Source organism: Thiofaba sp. EF100, assembly GCF_039822285.1.
In the GTDB taxonomy this organism is placed as follows: domain Bacteria; phylum Pseudomonadota; class Gammaproteobacteria; order Halothiobacillales; family Halothiobacillaceae; genus Thiofaba.
This window is the reverse complement of sequence record NZ_JBAJEY010000009.1, coordinates 1-17,076: the sequence shown is the minus strand read 5'-3', so window position 1 is coordinate 17,076 and position 17,076 is coordinate 1. Positions and strand designations below refer to the sequence as shown.

14 protein-coding genes are annotated in these 17,076 nt (G+C 66.6%); 4 read left to right on the top strand and 10 right to left on the bottom strand.

Going from position 1 to position 17,076, the window contains the following annotated elements:
* Window positions 1–274 precede the first annotated feature (274 nt).
* Window positions 275–1,675 (top strand): class II fumarate hydratase, encoded by a 1,401-nt coding sequence (locus V6D91_RS11600; RefSeq protein ID WP_347320712.1) that lies wholly within the window; start codon window positions 275–277, stop codon window positions 1,673–1,675.
* A gap of 215 nt (window positions 1,676–1,890) precedes the next feature.
* Here the strand turns inward: V6D91_RS11600 and lpxB are convergent, their stop codons facing one another.
* The 3 genes from lpxB to V6D91_RS11585 are packed head-to-tail and all read right to left on the bottom strand — an operon-like array spanning window position 1,891 to window position 5,098.
* Complete coding sequence (lpxB, locus tag V6D91_RS11595) at window positions 1,891–3,084, bottom strand: lipid-A-disaccharide synthase (protein WP_347320710.1); 1,194 nt, start codon at window positions 3,082–3,084, stop codon at window positions 1,891–1,893.
* On the bottom strand, window positions 3,035–4,132 hold the full coding sequence (locus V6D91_RS11590; protein ID WP_347320708.1) for a DegT/DnrJ/EryC1/StrS family aminotransferase: 1,098 nt from the start codon (window positions 4,130–4,132) through the stop codon (window positions 3,035–3,037). The genes lpxB and V6D91_RS11590 overlap by 50 nt, the downstream gene beginning before the upstream one ends.
* Window positions 4,133–4,159: 27 nt before the next feature.
* Window positions 4,160–5,098, bottom strand: coding sequence for a Gfo/Idh/MocA family oxidoreductase (locus V6D91_RS11585; protein WP_347320706.1), 939 nt, complete (start codon window positions 5,096–5,098; stop codon window positions 4,160–4,162).
* Window positions 5,099–5,189: 91 nt separating this feature from the next.
* Between V6D91_RS11585 and rnhB the strand changes: the two genes are divergently transcribed.
* The gene (gene rnhB / locus V6D91_RS11580; protein WP_347320704.1) at window positions 5,190–5,804 is read left to right on the top strand and encodes a ribonuclease HII; all 615 of its coding nucleotides are present in this window, start codon (window positions 5,190–5,192) and stop codon (window positions 5,802–5,804) included.
* On the opposite strand, the gene V6D91_RS11575 is transcribed toward rnhB, so the two are convergent.
* On the bottom strand, window positions 5,782–6,558 hold the full coding sequence (locus V6D91_RS11575) for a UDP-2,3-diacylglucosamine diphosphatase (RefSeq protein ID WP_347320702.1): 777 nt from the start codon (window positions 6,556–6,558) through the stop codon (window positions 5,782–5,784). The genes rnhB and V6D91_RS11575 overlap by 23 nt on opposite strands.
* A gap of 6 nt (window positions 6,559–6,564) precedes the next feature.
* Window positions 6,565–7,083 (bottom strand): peptidylprolyl isomerase, encoded by a 519-nt coding sequence (locus tag V6D91_RS11570; protein ID WP_347320700.1) that lies wholly within the window; start codon window positions 7,081–7,083, stop codon window positions 6,565–6,567.
* A 233-nt stretch (window positions 7,084–7,316) separates the two neighbouring features.
* Here V6D91_RS11570 and V6D91_RS11565 point away from each other — a divergent pair, with 233 nt between their 5' ends.
* On the top strand, window positions 7,317–7,613 hold the full coding sequence (locus V6D91_RS11565) for an RNA-binding protein (protein ID WP_347320698.1): 297 nt from the start codon (window positions 7,317–7,319) through the stop codon (window positions 7,611–7,613).
* Between the two features lie 126 nt (window positions 7,614–7,739).
* Window positions 7,740–9,119, top strand: a complete 1,380-nt coding sequence (gene cysS / locus V6D91_RS11560) for a cysteine--tRNA ligase (protein ID WP_347320714.1) — start codon at window positions 7,740–7,742, stop codon at window positions 9,117–9,119.
* Window positions 9,120–9,130: 11 nt separating this feature from the next.
* Here the strand turns inward: cysS and V6D91_RS11555 are convergent, their stop codons facing one another.
* The 5 genes from V6D91_RS11555 to V6D91_RS11535 form a co-directional block, all read right to left on the bottom strand.
* A complete protein-coding gene (locus tag V6D91_RS11555) occupies window positions 9,131–10,015 on the bottom strand; it encodes a universal stress protein (protein WP_347320696.1) in 885 nt (294 codons plus the stop codon).
* Window positions 10,012–11,679, bottom strand: a complete 1,668-nt coding sequence (locus V6D91_RS11550; RefSeq protein WP_347320694.1) for a cation:proton antiporter family protein — start codon at window positions 11,677–11,679, stop codon at window positions 10,012–10,014. Before V6D91_RS11550 ends, V6D91_RS11555 begins: the two co-directional genes overlap by 4 nt.
* The gene (locus tag V6D91_RS11545) at window positions 11,676–12,218 is read right to left on the bottom strand and encodes a DUF2062 domain-containing protein (protein ID WP_347320691.1); all 543 of its coding nucleotides are present in this window, start codon (window positions 12,216–12,218) and stop codon (window positions 11,676–11,678) included. Before V6D91_RS11545 ends, V6D91_RS11550 begins: the two co-directional genes overlap by 4 nt.
* 7 nt (window positions 12,219–12,225) lie before the next feature.
* Window positions 12,226–14,937: a cation-transporting P-type ATPase gene (locus V6D91_RS11540; protein ID WP_347320688.1), complete on the bottom strand. Its 2,712-nt coding sequence runs from the start codon at window positions 14,935–14,937 to the stop codon at window positions 12,226–12,228.
* A 175-nt stretch (window positions 14,938–15,112) separates the two neighbouring features.
* Window positions 15,113–16,750, bottom strand: a complete 1,638-nt coding sequence (locus V6D91_RS11535; RefSeq protein ID WP_347320686.1) for a Na/Pi symporter — start codon at window positions 16,748–16,750, stop codon at window positions 15,113–15,115.
* Window positions 16,751–17,076 lie beyond the last annotated feature (326 nt).

Below are 17,076 nucleotides of genomic sequence, written 5' to 3'. Positions count from 1 at the left end.
CGTCCTTCTTTTCGCCCCGCATCGAAGACGAGCAAGAAAAGGGGCTCGCCCGCCTTCGCAAGCAGGGCTTACGGAGTTCAGACCTTTGAAGCGGGCGAAATAAAACCTTCAGCGGTCGATCAAAGCGCCTTCAAACCGGAGGTATGAGATTGATCTACCCACCAGGCTCGAACTGAAGGGGTTTTCCCTCACCCCCGGCCTCTCTCCCTGAGGGAGAGGGGGGCTACCTGTCCAGCAAACCTTGGTTTTGTGAATCCCCCAGAGATCCAGACTCATGGCCAACTTCCGCATCGAAAAAGACAGCATGGGCGAGCTGAAGGTGCCCGCCGATGCCCTGTGGGGCGCGCAGACCCAGCGCGCGGTGGACAACTTCCATATCGGCGGGCGGCCTATGCCTCGCCCCTTCCTCCGAGCCCTCGGCCTGATCAAGGCGGCCTGCGCGCAGGCCAATGCTGAGCTTGGCCTGCTCGACCCGGCCCGTGCGGAGTCCATCCAGCGTGCCGCGCTGCAGGTGGCGGACGGTCAGTTCGACGAGCAGTTCCCGGTCGAGGTCTTTCAGACCGGTTCCGGCACCTCCAGCAATATGAACGCCAACGAGGTCATTGCCCGCCTCGCCTCCACCAGCGAGCACCCCGTGCACCCGAACGACCACGTCAACATGGGGCAGAGCTCCAATGACGTGATCCCCACCGCGATCCATGTTTCGGCCGTGCTGGAGATTCAGGAACGCCTGCTGCCGGCCATTGCCCACCTGCGTGAGGTCATTGAGCGCCGGGGCGCGGCGTGGCAGGACGTAGTCAAGACCGGCCGCACCCACCTGATGGACGCCATGCCCATCACCCTGGGGCAGGAACTCTCCGGCTGGGCCGCCCAGCTTGCCGCAGCCGAAGCGCGCCTGCGGGATACCCTTACCCGCCTGCGTACCCTGCCGCAGGGCGGCACCGCGGTGGGCACCGGGATCAACACCCCCGAGGACTTCGGCCCTCGCGTTGCGGCCGAGCTCGCCCGTCTGACTGGCATCGAGTTTAAGCCCATGGACAACCTGTTCATGGGTCTGGCCAGCCAGGATACGGCGGTCGAGGCCAGCGGCCAGCTGCGCGCCCTGGCCGTGGCGCTGATGAAGATCGCCAATGACCTGCGCTGGATGAACTCCGGCCCGCTCGCGGGCCTTGCCGAGATCCGCCTGCCCGCCTTGCAGCCCGGCAGCTCCATCATGCCCGGCAAGGTCAACCCCGTGATCCCCGAGGCGATCATGATGGCCTGCGCGCGGGTCATGGGGCACGACACCGCCATCGGCATCGCCGGCGCGAGCGGCAACTTCCAGCTCAACGTCATGCTGCCGCTGATCGCCGACAGCCTGCTCGATTCGATCCAGCTTATGAGCAACGCCTGCCGCGCCTTGGCGGACAAGGCCATCGCCGGCATGGAGCTCAACCGCCCGCAGCTTGAGGCGGCGCTGGCGCGCAATCCTATCCTGGTCACCGCCCTCAACCCGATCATCGGCTATGAGAAGGGCGCGGCGATTGCCAAGCGCGCTTATGCCGAAGGGCGCACCCTGCTTGAAGTCGCACGGGAAGAGACCGACCTCGACGAAGAGACCTTGCGCCGCCTGCTCGACCCCGCGGCCCTGGCCCAGGGGGGCATTCAGGCTGGGATGAGCGGGGCGGGGGGCTGATGCCCTTCGCGGCTTGATCCAGCTGTCTCCCCCTCTCCCTAACCCTCCCCCCCGAGGGGGGGAGGGGACGCGCCATATTCCGGTTGGGTGCCAAATTCGGGGCATCATCCACGCCCCTCCCCCTTGAGGGGGGGATGGGGAGAGGGTGAAGTCCACGCGATGAGGCTTCTTGGGGAGCAGGGTATCGCCGCGAGTTTTAGCGGCACCAGGAGGCATCAACGCCTGATGAGCATTTCAAGCGCCAGCTCTGCCATGCGCTCCACCCCGCCGCCGGGGCCGAGTTTCGCTTTGACTTCGGCCAAATCCTTGCGCATCTGCTCGGCGTAGTCGGCATCCGCCAGCATGCGCTCGATCTCATCGGCGACGGCGGAAGGCTTGGCCGCGCCCTGCACGAACTCGGGCACGATCCGCCGTCCGGCGACGATATTGGCAAGACCAATATCCGGGATGCGGATCAGGGGCTTGAGCAGGGCATAGGTGAGGGGACTGACCTTGTAGAGGATGGCCATGGGCACCTGCATCAGCGCGACCTCCAGGGTGGCGGTGCCGGAGGCGACCATGGCCGCATCACAGCAGGCCAACACGTCGTAGCTGCGCTCAGGAACGACTTTGACCGTCACGTGGGCCGAGTCCAGGTGGGGACGGAGGATGTCCTCCGGGATACTGGCGGCACGCGGCAGAATGAATTGTATGTCTGACCGGTCGGCAGCAAGCTTCGCGGCGCTCTCCAGCATGACGGGCAGGAGGCGTTCGACTTCGGCCTTGCGGCTGCCAGGCAGAAGGCCCACCACGGGGTGTCCGGGAGATAGGCCGAATTCCCGCATGAGAACCTCGCGCGGGGCGCTGGCATGCACCCTGCCGGCCAGAGGGTGGCCGACGTAGCTCACCGGGATGTTCTCGGCCTCGTAGAAGGCGGTTTCGAAGGGAAAGATCACCGCCATCATGTCGATGGCCGCGCCGTACTTTTTCACCCGTCCGGGCCGCCAGGCCCAGACCTGCGGGCTGACGTAGAAGAGCACCTTGATGCCGCAGGCCTTGGCATGGCGGGCAAGCTTGAGGTTGAACTCCTTGTAGTCCACGCAGATGAGCAGGTCGGGACGCTGCTCGCACGCCGCCTGCTGCATGGTGGTCAGCGCCCGCCGGAGGGCGCCGTAGTGGCGGAGGACTTCGCCCAGCCCGACCACGCCGAGGCCGGAAGAATCGACGATCAGCTCCACGCCCGCCTCGCGCATGGCCGCTCCACCCATGCCGATGGCGCGAAGGTTCGGCATCCGCTCCCGCATGGCGCGGAACACAGCGGCAGCGTGCTTGTCGCCGGAGGCCTCCCCGGCGGAGAACATCACCACCGGGGAGCGCGCGTCAGCCAAGTGCGCGGCGGATGACGGCGCAGATGCGGTCGATGCTGGCATCTGGCAGCTCCGGGTAGATCGGCAGGCTCAGGCAGCGGCGGGCGACGTCTTCCGCCACCGGCAGACTCAGGCCAGGGTAGTCCGCCTTGAACACGTTCTGCTGGTGGAGGGGGATGGGGTAGTAGATGGCGCTGGCGATGCCTTCCGCCTGCAGGGCCTGCTGGATGGCCTCGCGGCGCTCGGTGAGCAGGGTGTACTGGTGGAAGACGTGGGTGCCGATCCCGTCTTCATGGGGGGTGACCACCGGCAGATCGGCAAGGTTCGCGTTGTAGCGGTGCGCCACGCGGCGCCGCTCGCGGTTGTAGCTGTCGATGTGCGGCAGCTTGGCGCGCAGGATGACCGCCTGCATCTCATCCAGCCGGCTGTTGTAGCCGATGATGTCATGGTAGTAGCGCACCTTGCTGCCGTGGTTGCGCAGCATGCGCACCTTTTCAGCGATGGCGTCCGAGTCGGTGGTGACCATGCCGCCATCGCCGAAGCAGCCGAGGTTCTTGCTCGGGAAGAAGCTGAACGCCCCCGCATCGCCCAGGCTGCCGGTCATGTGCCCGGCGATGTCGGCGCCGAACGACTGGGCGCAGTCTTCGATCAGCTTGAGCTGGTGCCTGATGGCGATGGCGCGGATGGCTGCCATGTCCGCCGGTTGACCGAAGAGGTGCACCGGGAGGATGGCACGGGTCTTCGGGGTGATGGCCGCCTCGATCAGGTCAGGATCGAGGTTGAAGGTGCGCGGGTCGATGTCGACGAACACCGGGCGCGCCCCGACATAGCGGATGGCCTCGGCGGTGGCGATGAAGGTGAAGGGCGAGGTGATGACCTCATCGCCTTCGCCAATCCCCGCTGCGAGCAGGGCCAGGTGCAGGGCGTCGGTGCCATTGGCGACGCCGATGGCGTGTTTCACGCCAAGATACGCGGCCGCTTCCTCCTCGAAGGCGCGCACGTTGGGGCCGAGGATGAACTGGGTGGATTGCAGGGTGGCGGCCAGGCCGGCGTCGATCTCCGCCTGCAAAGCGTGGTACTGGGCGGAAAGGTCGACCATCGGGATCGTCATGGGGGATTCTCTGTGGGCTGGATGGGGTCAGGCGGAACGGAGGAGGGCGCTGATTTCCTCGGCGGCAGCGAGTGCCCGGCGACCGGCCTCGCCGGGCACTCGCGGGGGGCGGCCGGTCAGGGTGCATTCGACGAAGTGACGGATCTCCTCCAGCAGGGCGTCGCCGTTCTCGAAGCGCACCTCATCGGAGAGGATCTCCGGTACACCGGGGAACATCTCGCCCGAGCCACGGCGGTGGGTGGCCAGCACGCGGTTCTGGAAGTCGACCGACAGGTAGGCGTCCTTCTGGAACAGGCGCATCTTGCGCTCACTCTTGAGGCTGATGCGGCTGGCGGTGACGTTGGCCACACAGCCGTTGGCGAAGGTCAGGCGGGCATTGGCGATATCGGTGTCGCCGGTGAGCACGGCCGCGCCGCTGGCCTCGATATGGGTGATGGGGCTGTCGACGATGTCGAGGATGATGTCGATGTCGTGGATCATCAAATCCAGCACCACGCTCACGTCCGTGGCGCGCGGCTTGAAGGGCGCCAGGCGGGTGGATTCGATGAAACGCGGCTGATCCAGTACGCCCTCCAGGGCCAGGATGGCAGGGTTGAAGCGTTCAAGGTGGCCCACCATGAGTACGCGGTTTTGCTCACGCGCAAGCTCGATCAGCGCGTCGGCCTCCTCCACCGTGGTGGTGATGGGCTTTTCGACCAGCACGTGGCTGCCCGCGGCGAGGAAGTCGCGCGCCACCTGAAAGTGCAGGCTGGTCGGCACGGCGATGCTGACCGCGTCCACCTCGCCAAGTAGCTCGCGGTAGTCGGTCAAACCCCGGCAGCCGTGCTTGGCGGCGAGGCTTGCGGCCGTCTCGGGGTTGGCATCCACTACGGCCACCAGTTCACATTCCGGCAGCAGGGCATACTTGTCCGCGTGGAACTTGCCAAGGTAGCCGGTACCGATCACCGCACAGCGAAGCTTGCTCATCCGTTATCCTAGTCTTCCCTCGGGGGCGGGGCATGCCCACGGCCCGTGCAAGGTCTGGTTTTAAGAAAGCTCGGATTATAGGTGTTTTGTCATGCCCGCTGAATCGTATCCCCTGTTCGAACCCCCGGCTGTAGTGCCCGTGGCCCATGTGGCCGGGGTGGACGAGGCGGGCCGGGGGCCGCTCGCTGGGGCGGTCTATGCCGCGGCGGTCATCCTGGATCCTGCGCGGCCCATCGAGGGGCTGAACGATTCCAAGAAGCTCACCGCCCGGCGGCGGGAGGTCCTGTTCGAGGTCATCCAGGCGCAGGCGCTGGCCTGGTGCATCACCACCGCGAGCCGGGAGGAGATCGATCGCCTCAACATCCTCCAGGCCAGCCTGCTCGCCATGCAGCGCGCGGTGGCCGGGTTGGGCCTTGCTCCCACCTTGGTGCTGGTGGACGGCAACCGTGCCCCGAGCTTCCCTTGTCCGGCCCAGGCCATCGTCGGTGGCGATGCGCTGGAGCCTGCCATCAGCGCGGCCTCCATCCTCGCCAAGGTGGCGCGCGACCGCTCCATGCTGGAACTGCACGCGTGTTATCCGCAGTACGGTTTCGACAAGCACAAGGGCTATCCGACGGCGGAGCACCTCGCCGCACTCGCCGAGCATGGCCCCTGCCCCGAGCATCGCGTGAGCTTTGCCCCGGTCAGGCGCCTGCTGGAGGGATGAGCGGCCAGGTGGCCTCGGCCAGCACGGTCGTCGTACCGGCATCTTCGATGCGCTCCAGACGCAGCCCGTCCGCTGTTGCGCAAAGAAGCACGGCGCCATCTTCCCAGTCCCCCAGCACCGCACGCAGCCGCCCATCCTCGTGGTGGATGGCCGGGCGGTGGGTGTGGCCGTGGATCAGCACTTTCACCCCAAGACGCTGCATGAAGGTGGTGACCGTATCCGGGTTGACGTCCATGATGCCCGCGTCCTTGTGACCCGTCGCCTTCCGGCTGCGCTCGCGCAGCCCGGCGGCGAGCTTTCTGCGCAGGCCGAGCGGCAGGTGTTGCAGGATGAAGCGGGTGATGGGGTGGCGCAGCCTACGGCGCAGGCGCTGGTAGGCCAGATCGTCGGTGCACAGCTGATCGCCATGCGCGAGGGCGACGGGTTGGCCGTAGAGATCGACCACCACCTCTTCCGACAGCAGGCGGAAACCGAAGCGGCGGGCGAGGCGCGGACCGATGAGGAAATCGCGGTTGCCGTGCTGGAGATAGACCGGAACGCCCGCCTCGTTCAGGCGTTGCAGCAGGGCGAAGGCGGGGAGGAGGTCGGGATCGATCGGCGCATCGTCGCCGATCCAGGCCTCGACCAGATCGCCGAGGATGTAGACCGCCTGCGCCTTGGCAAGGCGCGGCTCAAGGGCGAGCAGCCGGCGTGTGACCTCCGGGGCCTGCTCGCGCAGGTGGAGGTCAGCAAGGAAGAGGGTTTCCTGCGCCAAGAGGCCTTATTCGGCAGACTCGACGCGGGTGACCTTGTCGATCACCACGTCCTGACGTGGTACGTCGCTGTGGCCGGCGCGCATGCCGGTCGGCTCCTGGGCGATGGCATCGACCACGTGCATGCCTTCCACCACTTTGCCGAACACGCAGTAGCCCCAGCCGTTCGGGGTCGGGCTGGTGTAGTTCAGGAAGGCATTGTCCTTGAGGTTGATGAAGAACTGGCTGGTGGCCGAGTGCGGGTTCGGCGTGCGGGCCATGGCGATGCTGCCGCGCACGTTCGGCAGGCCGTTGGTGGCCTCGTTCTCGATCGGGGCGCGGGTGGGCTTGTTGGCCATGTCGGGGGTCAGGCCGCCGCCTTGGATCATGAACCCGGGGATCACGCGGTGGAACAGGGTACCGTCATAGAAACCCTCATCGACATAGGCCAGGACGTTGGCCACGGTCTTGGGTGCGGCTTCGGCATTCAGTTCGACGACGATATCGCCCAGGCGGGTGGAAATCTTGATGCGCGGTTGGCTGGACACGGAAAGGTTTCCCCGGGTGTGTTGGAAAAAAACATCATAACGTGCCCCCCTTGCACAAATAAATGCCGAAAGTGCTTTCTGCTTACGGAAATTGGGCTTACGATAGTCCTGCGTTCGACCGTGCAGACACGGCAACGCATGCTTGAAGACCTTCGGGTCACGTCAGTTTCACGCCGCGTCGTGGGTTGATTCTGATGCTGTTTTTCCATGACGCATGTTCAAGACTGATTGGTATGATCAACATTTACGTGGGCAACCTGTCCTTCCGCACCGATGACGCAGGCCTTCGCCAGGCTTTCGAGGGTTTTGGTGAAATCGCCTCCGCCAAGGTCGTGATGGATCGCGAAACCGGCCGTTCCAAGGGCTTCGGCTTCGTCGAGATGCCGAACCGCGAGGCGGGTCTCGCCGCCATCAAGGCCCTCGACGGCCAGGAGATCGACGGCCGTGCCCTGCGCGTGAACGAAGCCCGTCCGCGCGAAGAGCGTCCGCGTCGCGAAGGCGGTTTCGCCCCGCGTCCGCGCCGCTTCTAAGCCGCGAGCTGCGCAGCGGCCTGGCCGCTGCGCCGAAAACGGCAGCCGTCCAGTCCTGAACGTGCTGTTAGAATGAGAAGGCCACCCCGATGGGGGTGGCCTTTTTCTATGTCCAGACTCACGGCCATGCTGCACATCTACAACACCGAATCCCGCGAAAAACAGCCCTTCACCCCCATCGAGCCCGGCAAGGTCCGCATGTACGTGTGCGGCATGACGGTGTACGACTACTGTCACCTGGGGCATGCGCGGGTGATGGTGGTGTTCGACATGGTCTACCGCTACCTCAAGCAGCTGGGGTATCAGGTGACCTATGTGCGCAATATCACCGACATCGACGACAAGATCATCCAGCGCGCGCACGAGCGCGGCGAGACCATCCAGGCCCTGACCCAGCGCTTCATCGACGCCATGCACGAGGATGCCGACGCGCTCGGCTGCCTGCGTCCGGATCACGAGCCGCGCGCCACCGGCTCCATCCCCGAGATGCTGGCGATGATCCAGACCCTGGTCGACAAGGGCTATGCCTATGTCGCCGCCAATGGCGATGTCTACTACGACGTGAGCCGGTTCGAGGGCTATGGCCGCCTCTCCGGCAAGCATCCGGAGGATCTGCGCGCCGGGGCGCGGGTGGAGATTGGCGAGGCCAAGGACGATCCGCTCGACTTCGTGCTGTGGAAGGCCGCTAAGCCGGGCGAGCCGGCCTGGGATTCCCCCTGGGGCCCGGGCCGTCCAGGCTGGCACATTGAATGCTCGGCCATGTCCACCACCTGCCTTGGGCACAGCTTCGATATCCACGGCGGCGGCATGGACCTGCAGTTCCCGCACCATGAGAACGAGATCGCCCAGAGCGAGGCGGCGACCGGCTGCCACTACGTCAACTATTGGATGCACAACGGCTTTGTGCGGGTGAACGAGGAGAAGATGTCCAAGTCGCTGGGCAACTTCTTCACCGTGCGCGAGGTGCTCAAGGACTTCCGCCCGGAGGAGATCCGCTTCTTCATCCTCAACAGCCACTACAGAAGCCCCTTGAACTACGGCGATGAGCAGCTGCGCGCCGCGCGCAGTGCCCTGACCCGCCTGTACACCGCCCTGCGCGATGCGGGGGATGTGACCGGGGTGGCCCCTCTGCCGGAGTTTGTGGCGCGCTTCACCCAGGCGATGGACGATGACTTCAATACTCCTGAGGCCATCGCCGTGCTGTTCGAACTGGCCGGCGAGGCCAACAAGGCCAGCGGCGAGGCGCGCCGTCAGGCCGCGGCCACCCTCAAGCACCTCGGGGGCATCCTGGGGCTCTTGAACGAGGCGCCGGAGGCCTTTCTGCGTGGCGGCGTGCGTCAGGGCGACTTGAGCGATGCGGCCGTCGAAGATCTCATCCGCCAGCGCCTCGAGGCCCGCGCCGCGCGTGACTTTGCCCGGGCCGATGCCATCCGCCAGCAACTCGCTGCCGACGGCGTGGTGCTTGAGGACGGCCCCTCCGGCACGCGCTGGCGGCGCGAGGGCTGAACGGCCGGCCCTCAGCGGGCCACGAGCACGTCCCCTCTCGATTCGGCGAGCACATGTTTGGTGGTGCTGCCAAGCAGCAGTTCCTCGCCGCCGCTCTTGCCGTGCTTGCCGATGACGATCAGGTCGGCGTCCTTCTCCTCCTCCTGCTCGAGAATGCAGGTGGGGGGATGCCCGGTAAGCGCGATGCGCTGGTAGCCGTGGGGTTCCAGCCTGGCCTCCCGGGCCAGCAGTTCCAGGTCGCGCAGCGCCTCCTGGCGGGCTTCCATCTGGTACTGGTGGATCCTCGCCTCGCTGACCCCGGCATAGCGCAGGGTCCCCTCCAGCGTGCTGTCGAAGGCATGCAAGAGGATGAGGTCGGCCTCGGGGGCAATGGCCCGGGCCTGGCGGATGGCGCGCAGCGAATAGTCGGAGAAGTCCACCGCGATCAGCACGCGCCGATAGCTCTCGTGCGGCAGCTGCTTGACGATCAGCAGCGAACGCAGGGTCTTGCGCAGCATGCGTTCGGCGGTGGAGCCCAGCATCAGGTGGTGCATGAAGCCCATGCCGCGCGCACCCAGCACCAGCAGGTCGGCATTGAGGGCGTCGGCCTCGCTCGAAATCTCCTGGAGGACAGGCCCGCTCGCGAGGTGGATGCCGGGGCTGACCCCAAGCGGTTCGCAGATGTCGCTGGCGATCTGGGTCAGGAGATGGCGCGCCTCGTCCTGCACGCGGGGCAGGGCGGCCTCGGCCTCCTGCCCCAGCAGGCGGCGCAGCTGGTCGAGTGCCCCCGGCTGAATCACGTGCAAAAGCTCGAGCCGCGCCCCACAATCACGGGCGAGCATGGCCGCGCGGGTGACGGCGTGGCGCGATGGCGCGGAGAGGTCGGTGGCGGCAAGCACGGTGCGCAAGGTGGTCATGGGTTCTGCTCCGGTATTTGAAGGTTCCGCGCGAATGCTTCGGCGGCATGATCGGTGGCATCGAGAAAGGGATTGATGATGCGCTCGACGCCGGCCTGGCGCATGGCTTGTTCATGCCTTTCGTCGCGCACCACGCCGGCGATGCTTCCCCGGTAGCCTGCGGCCTCCAGCGCGTGCAGCAGGCCACGGTTGACCTGCCATTCGGGCAGGGTGGTGATGACCCAGGTGGCATGGGCCAGGGGTAGGGATTCGAGGAAGGCCGGATCCTCGGCATCGCCGTAACGTGCCGCCAGCCTGCGCACGCGCATGGCATCCACGGCCTCCGGGTCGAAATCGACCCCGAGGACACGCAGGCCGCGGCCGTGCAGCTGGTGCAGCAGCCGGCTGCCGTAGCGGCCGAGACCGAACACGATCACCTGCGGCTCCTGCTCTTGGCTCGCCTGCTGCTCCACCCGCGCCTCGCGATAGGGAAGGCGGCGCTCGAACACGCCGAGCCAGGGCTGAAGGCGCTCATAGAGGGGGTGGGAATAGAGGATCATGTAGGTGGACAGGGCAATGGTCACGATACCGACGAGGGTGGTCAGGCCGAGCGCGTCCTGGCCCACATGGCCCATCGAGATGCCCATGGCGACGAAGATGATCGAGAACTCGCTGATCTGCGCCACGGTGAGACCGGCGAGGAAGCCGGTGCGCTTGCGGTAGCCCATGTGCCCCATGATGGCCATGACGATGAGGGGGTTGCCTATCAGCACGAACAGGGCCAGCACGATCGCCGGGCCGACCTCCGCGTCCAGGGTGGAGAAGTCCAGCTTGGAGCCGAGGTCGATGAAGAAGAACAGCAGCAGGAAGTCGCGCAGGCCGGTCAGGCGCGCGCTCATCGCGTCCCGGTAGGGGGTGGAGGCGAGCGAGAAGCCGGCAAGGAAGGCCCCGGCCTCCTTGGAGAAGCCGGCCCACTCGCCCAGCGCTGCAAGCCCCGTGCCCCAGGCCACGGCGAAGATCAGCAGCAGCTCCTGTGAGCGCGCCATCACCTTCACCAGCGGCGGGAGGATGAAACGCATCGCCACGTACAGCAGCAGGGCCGCAAGGGCCAGGCGCCCCAGGATCGATCCCGCCACCCTGAGTGCATCCCCACTATCCTCAAGACCTTGGCTGCCGAGGGTGCTCATCACCAGCATGGCCAGCACCACCGCGATGTCCTGCACGATCAAAAAGCCCACGGCGATGCGGCCGTGCAGCGAGTCGAGCTCGCGCTTGTCCGACAGCAGCTTGATGATGATGATGGTGCTGGAGAAGGTCAGCGCTACCGCCACATACAGGGCCGTGAGCCAGTCCTTGCCGAGCAACAGGATGAGGACGAAGCCGAACAGGATCGTGAAGGCCAATTGGCCGAGGCCGGTGGCGAGCGCGACCGGGCCGATATGGCGCACGTGCTGTAGATCGAGCTTCAGGCCGACCAAAAACAGCAGCACGGCTACGCCGACCTGCGCCAAAAGGTCGATCTGGTCGTGGGCGCGAACCAGTTCAAGGCCGGCCGGCCCCACCAGGATGCCCACCGCGATGAAGGCGATCAGCATGGGCTGCCGCAGCCGCAGGGCGAGGGCCCCCACGACGGCGGTGATGACCAGCAGTAGGGCGAGTTCGGCGAAGGGCTGGACGATGGTCATAGTCTCCTTTCGACGGCACGCTGCCGGGCGCGCCTGCGGCGCATGACGCGCCAGCGCCAGATGAGACTGATCACAACGTAGCTCAGCACGCCCATCAGGGTGGCGATGAGGGCCAGCCCCACCAGCAGCGGTTGCCCCAGGGCCTTGATGCGCTCGATCAGGCTCGCATCCTCGTGGAAGGTAGTCTCCTCCATCGCCTCGGGCGCGGTGGGCAGGGTCTTCTCCCCCGTGATCCAGGCGCCGAGCTTGTAGGCGCCGTAGTAGATGGGGCCGAAGGTGGCCGGGTTGGTGATCAGGGTGCTGGCGGCGGCGGCCGGCAGGTTGGCGCGCAGCACAACGGCGGCCGCTGCCGACAGCGGGATCTGTGCGATGGGGATGAGCAGGCCGAAGAACACCCCAAGGGCGACGCCCAGGGCCACCCCGCGTCGTGACCAGCGCCACAGGACGGGTTGGTGCAGCCAGGGACCGAGCCAGCGCAGCCAGCGGTTGTCATGCAGCTGTTGAGGGGTTGGAATAAGGCGGCGCAGACGTTCGAGCATGGTTCTCCTACATGCGATGGATACCCATGCGGCGCAGCAGCCCCTTTTCGATCTCCACCGCGAAGAACTTGGCCAGCGCGAGGATCAGGATCAATGCCCAGGAGGCCGCGTCCAGGGGGGCGGTATGGAACAGGTGCTGCATCGGCGGGGCATAGGTGAACAGCAGCTGCAGACCGATGAGCATGGCGCTGGCCCAGAAGGCCACGGGGTTGCCGTACAGGGTATCCCGCCGCATGGCATGTTCCGTGAAATGGCGCACGTTGAACAGGTAGACGATCTCGCCGAAGACCAGCATGTTCACTGCCGCGGTGCGCGCGACCTCCAGGCTGCTGCCGCGCGCAAGCTCCCACTCATACACCGCGAAGGTGACGCCGATCATCAACAGGCTGACGTAGGCGATGCGCGCGAGCATCAGCCGGGTGATGAGAGGCTCGGTGGGGGGGCGCGGCGGACGGTGCATGATGCCGGGTTCCCCGGGCTCGAAGGCGAGGGCGAGGGCCAGGGTCACCGCGGTGACCATGTTCACCCACAGGATCTGGCCGGCGGTGACCGGTAGGGCGAGCCCGGCGAAAACCGCGAGCAGGATCACGCCCGCCTGGCCGCCGTTGGTCGGCAGGATGAACACCAGCGACTTCTTGATGTTGTCGAACACCGTGCGCCCCTCGCGCACGGCGCGTGCGATGGTGGCGAAGTTGTCGTCGGTGAGCACGAGATCGGCGGCCTCCTTGGCCGCGTCGGTACCACGCAGGCCCATGGCCACGCCGATGTTGGCGCTCTTCAGTGCCGGGGCGTCGTTGACCCCGTCGCCGGTCATCGCCACCAGCTCGCCCTCGGCCTGCAGGGCTGCGACGAGCCGCAGTTTGTGCTCGGGGCTCGCACGGGCGATGACATCGGTCTTGCGCATCGCTTGCCGCAGGCCCGCATCGTCAAGGGTTTCGATCATCTCGCCGGTCAGCGGCGTGTCGACCTCAAGCCCCAGTGCCCGGCCGATGGCCGCGGCGGTGATAGCGTGGTCGCCGGTGATCATCACCACGCGGATGCCGGCCCGCTTGCATTGGGCCACCGCCTCGATCGCCTCCGGGCGGGGTGGGTCGATCATCCCCACCAGGCCCAGCAGGGTGAAGCGGGGGGTGATGTCCTCCATCGACAGGGCGGCGGTACCCGGTGGCATGTCGCAGCGGGCGAGGGCCAGCACCCGCTGGCCCGCCTCGGCGGCCTGCACCATGCGCGCCTCCCAGTCAGGGCGATCGATCGGCTGGCCGGAGGCATCCTCGCAACACAGTTCGAGCACCCGCTCCGGCGCCCCCTTGAGCAGCACGAAGGCATGCCCCTCGTGATCGTGGTGCAGGGTGGCCATGAAGCGGTGCTCGGATTCGAACGGGATCTCGTCGATGCGCGGGTGGTTGGCCGCCTCCACCGCCGGATCGAGTCCGGCCTTCATGGCGAGGGTCACCAGCGCCCCCTCGGTGGGGTCGCCGGCCAGGATCCAGCCGCCGTTGTCATCACGGCGCAGGCGGGCATCGTTGCACAGCAGGGCACAGCGGGACAGTTGGAGCAGGGGTTTGTCCTGCTGAGGGTCCAAGGGGTGATTCGCTTCATGGAAGCCGCCGTCGGGGGCATACCCGGCGCCGCTCACATCCAACGTTCGTCCAGGTAGATGCAGGGAGACGACGGTCATCTCGTTGCGCGTCAGGGTGCCTGTCTTGTCCGTGCAGATGACGGTGACCGAGCCAAGGCTCTCGACCGCCGGGAGGCGGCGCAGCACGGCCTTCTCGTGGGCCATGAGACGGGTGCCGATGGCAAGCGTGATGGTGACAATGGCCGGCAACCCTTCCGGGATGGCGGCCACGGCGAGTCCCACCACGGCAAGGAAGATCTCGAATGCCGGGATGTCGCCGATGTAATGGCCATAAAGGAAAGTGGCCAGGCTGATGGCGAGGATGACCAGGGTGATCTGGCGCGCGAACTGCTCGAGTCGGCGGGTGAGGGGGGTCGCAACGCCTTCCACGCCCGCGACCATGGCCCCGATGCGGCCGATCTCGGTGGCGGTCCCGGTGGCGACCACCAGCCCTCGGGCCTGGCCGAAGGTGACCACCGTGCCGGAATAGGCCATGTCGGTGCGATCGCCAATGACGGCGGAGGCATCCACCGGTTCGGTATTCTTCTCGACCGGGACCGACTCGCCGGTCAGAGCCGCTTCGTTGATGCGCAGATTCTTGACCTTCAGCAGCCGCAGGTCCGCTGGAACCTTGCTGCCGGATTCGAGCAGGACGATGTCGCCCGGGACCAGTTCGGCCGCGTCGATCTCCTGACGCTCACCATCGCGCAGCACCGTGGCGTGGCTTGCGAGCATCGCCCGCACCGCCTCCAGCGCCGCCTCCGCCTTGCCTTCCTGGATGAAGCCGATGATCGCGTTGATGAGGACCACGCCCAGGATCACGCTGGCATCGATGAGGTGCCCAAGGCCAAAGGTGACCAGTGCGGACGCCAGAAGCACGTAGATCAGAGGGTTATGGAATTGCAGCAGGAAACGCAGCAGGGGACCGCGCTTGCGCGGCGGAGGCAGGCGGTTGGGGCCGTACCGTTCGAGCCGCGTGCGCGTCTCATCGCTGCTCAGGCCCGAGGAATCATCGCTCTCCAGCCACTTCAGCGCATCTGAAGCAGCCTCGGCGTGCCAGGCGGTGTCCTTTGGGGGGCGATCGCTGGTTTCCTGACTCATCGGCATCCTCTTCGCTTTTCTGTTTCCAACCTACCCCAAGGATAGGTCATCTCCCGGCAGGGCATGCCAGGCGGTCGTGGTGCGTGCCCTATCCATGGAGAGAGGCCTTCATCCGCGGTTGAGTTCCGCGGCCGGCGGCCCAGGTGAGGCGGGATAGCGGAGGCGGGGGGCCGGTTCAGGGCTGCGTATCCGGAGGCGGATCGCCGGGGGCTGCATCCTCCATGTCGCTCGCGCGCGGGATCTCGTGGTTGCCCAGATGGTTGCAGATACGCCAGGCGTGGAGTGCCACACGCTCAAGCCACCGAAGCGTTTCCAGCGCCGCCAGCGCCTCTACCGGCCCCCATTCGCCGCCAGCGGTGCTGTGCAGGATAGTCAGGCGTTCCTGTTGGTGGAGTTCCTCAAGCACCCGCACCTGCTGTTCGATGCGGTTCAGCCAGTCCTCCGGGGTATGTCCGAAAAGACCGGCCTGCGCCTGCTCGATCACGCTGCGGCAATGTTCCACCGCGGGCTGGAGCTTGTCGTGCGTCAGCATGCGCTGCACAGCGGCAGGTGGCAGGGAGCGTTCATGCAGACGGATCAGGTGGTCGATGGCGTGCATCTGCTCGACGCGCGCATGGGACAGGGCCTCGTCCTCGCGCACCGGCGGGATGCGGGCGAAGAAGTCCCGCGTCTGTTCTAACGCTTGCGCGATCTGGGGCCGGCGCGGGTCGTCCAAGCTGCCGTCGTTCCCGCGCAGCACTGCACGCAGAAGGCCGAACAGCTCGCGCGCCGTGTCGCTTAGGGTGCGGCGCGTCGCCTCCAGTGCCACCGGAGGGGCCTGCAGCAGGCTGTCGTCGAGATGGCGGGTCAGGTGGGGCCCGCGGTCGGGCAGGAGGCGTTCGATGCGTCGCGCGATGCCCTCCGCGAAAGGCAGGAAGAGCAGCACGCCGAAGGCGATGAAGGCGGTGTGAAAGGCGGCGAGGCTGACCGCGCCGGGCTCCAGCCCGAGGTATTTCTGTCCCAGACCGAGCCCCCACAGGAAGACCGGCAGCAGCGCGATGGCGATCAGGCCGGTGGCGAGGTTGAACAGGACATGGGTGAGCGCGGTGCGCTTGGCCGGCACGCTGCCGCCGATCGCGGCGAGGGCGCCTGTGACCGTGGTGCCGATGGCCGCGCCGATGACCAGCGCCGCCGCCTGCTCGAAGCTCACGGTGCCGGTGTGCAGGGCGGTCAGGGTGGTGGCCACGGCCGCGCTGGAGGACTGCATGACCACCGTCATGAGGATGCCGATCACCATCACCAGCAGATGACCCCAAAGGCCGGTTGTGGGCAGGGCGCCCAGGTCGAACACCCCGGCCAGGCCATGCATACCTTGCTGCAGATTCTCGATGCCGACGAAGATGAGGCCAAACCCCGCCAGGGCAAGGCCGAGCGATTTCCAGCGCCCACTCCCGAGCAGGCGCATGAAGGCGCCGACGCCGACCAGCGGCAGGGCATAGAAGCCGACGCTGACCTTGAGCCCGAGCACCGACACGATCCAGCCGGTGCCGGTGGTGCCGAGGCTCGCGCCCATCACCACACCCACCGCCTGCGGGAAGGTGATCAGACCCGCGCTGACGAAGCCGATCAGGGTCACCGTGGTCGCGCTGGAGGACTGCACCATGGCGGTCACCAGCGCACCGGAGCCGAAGGCCTTGAGAGGCGTGCCGGTGAAGCGTACCAGGGCGCGGCGTAGGGCGTCGCCGGCGAAGGCCTTGAGGCCATCGGTGAGCAGCACCATGCCGAGCAGGAACAGGCCGATGCCGCCCAGCAGCTGGAAGGTCATTGCGGTCATGGGCGTCGCATCCCCTGCGAAACCGGCAGGGAAGGAAGAGGGCTTGTTGCAGCGTCATCCGCGCGCGGTGCAGTCCGATTCATGCAAGTCCTGGCAGGTCAGTCGCGTGGCGGGAGGCTCTGGAGATAGGCGACCAAGGCCACGAGGTCCTCCTCGCCAAGGGTTCGGAAGGAGGATTTCACCCGTGCTATAGGGGCCGGCAAGGCGCCTTCCGCCTCGCCGGTGGCGAGGATCCAGTCTCTTATCTGCGCGGCGTCGCGTCGAGTCCCGAGGGTTCTACCCCGATAGCACGGACACTTCAGAGAAGTCCCATAATGGGGGCGAGG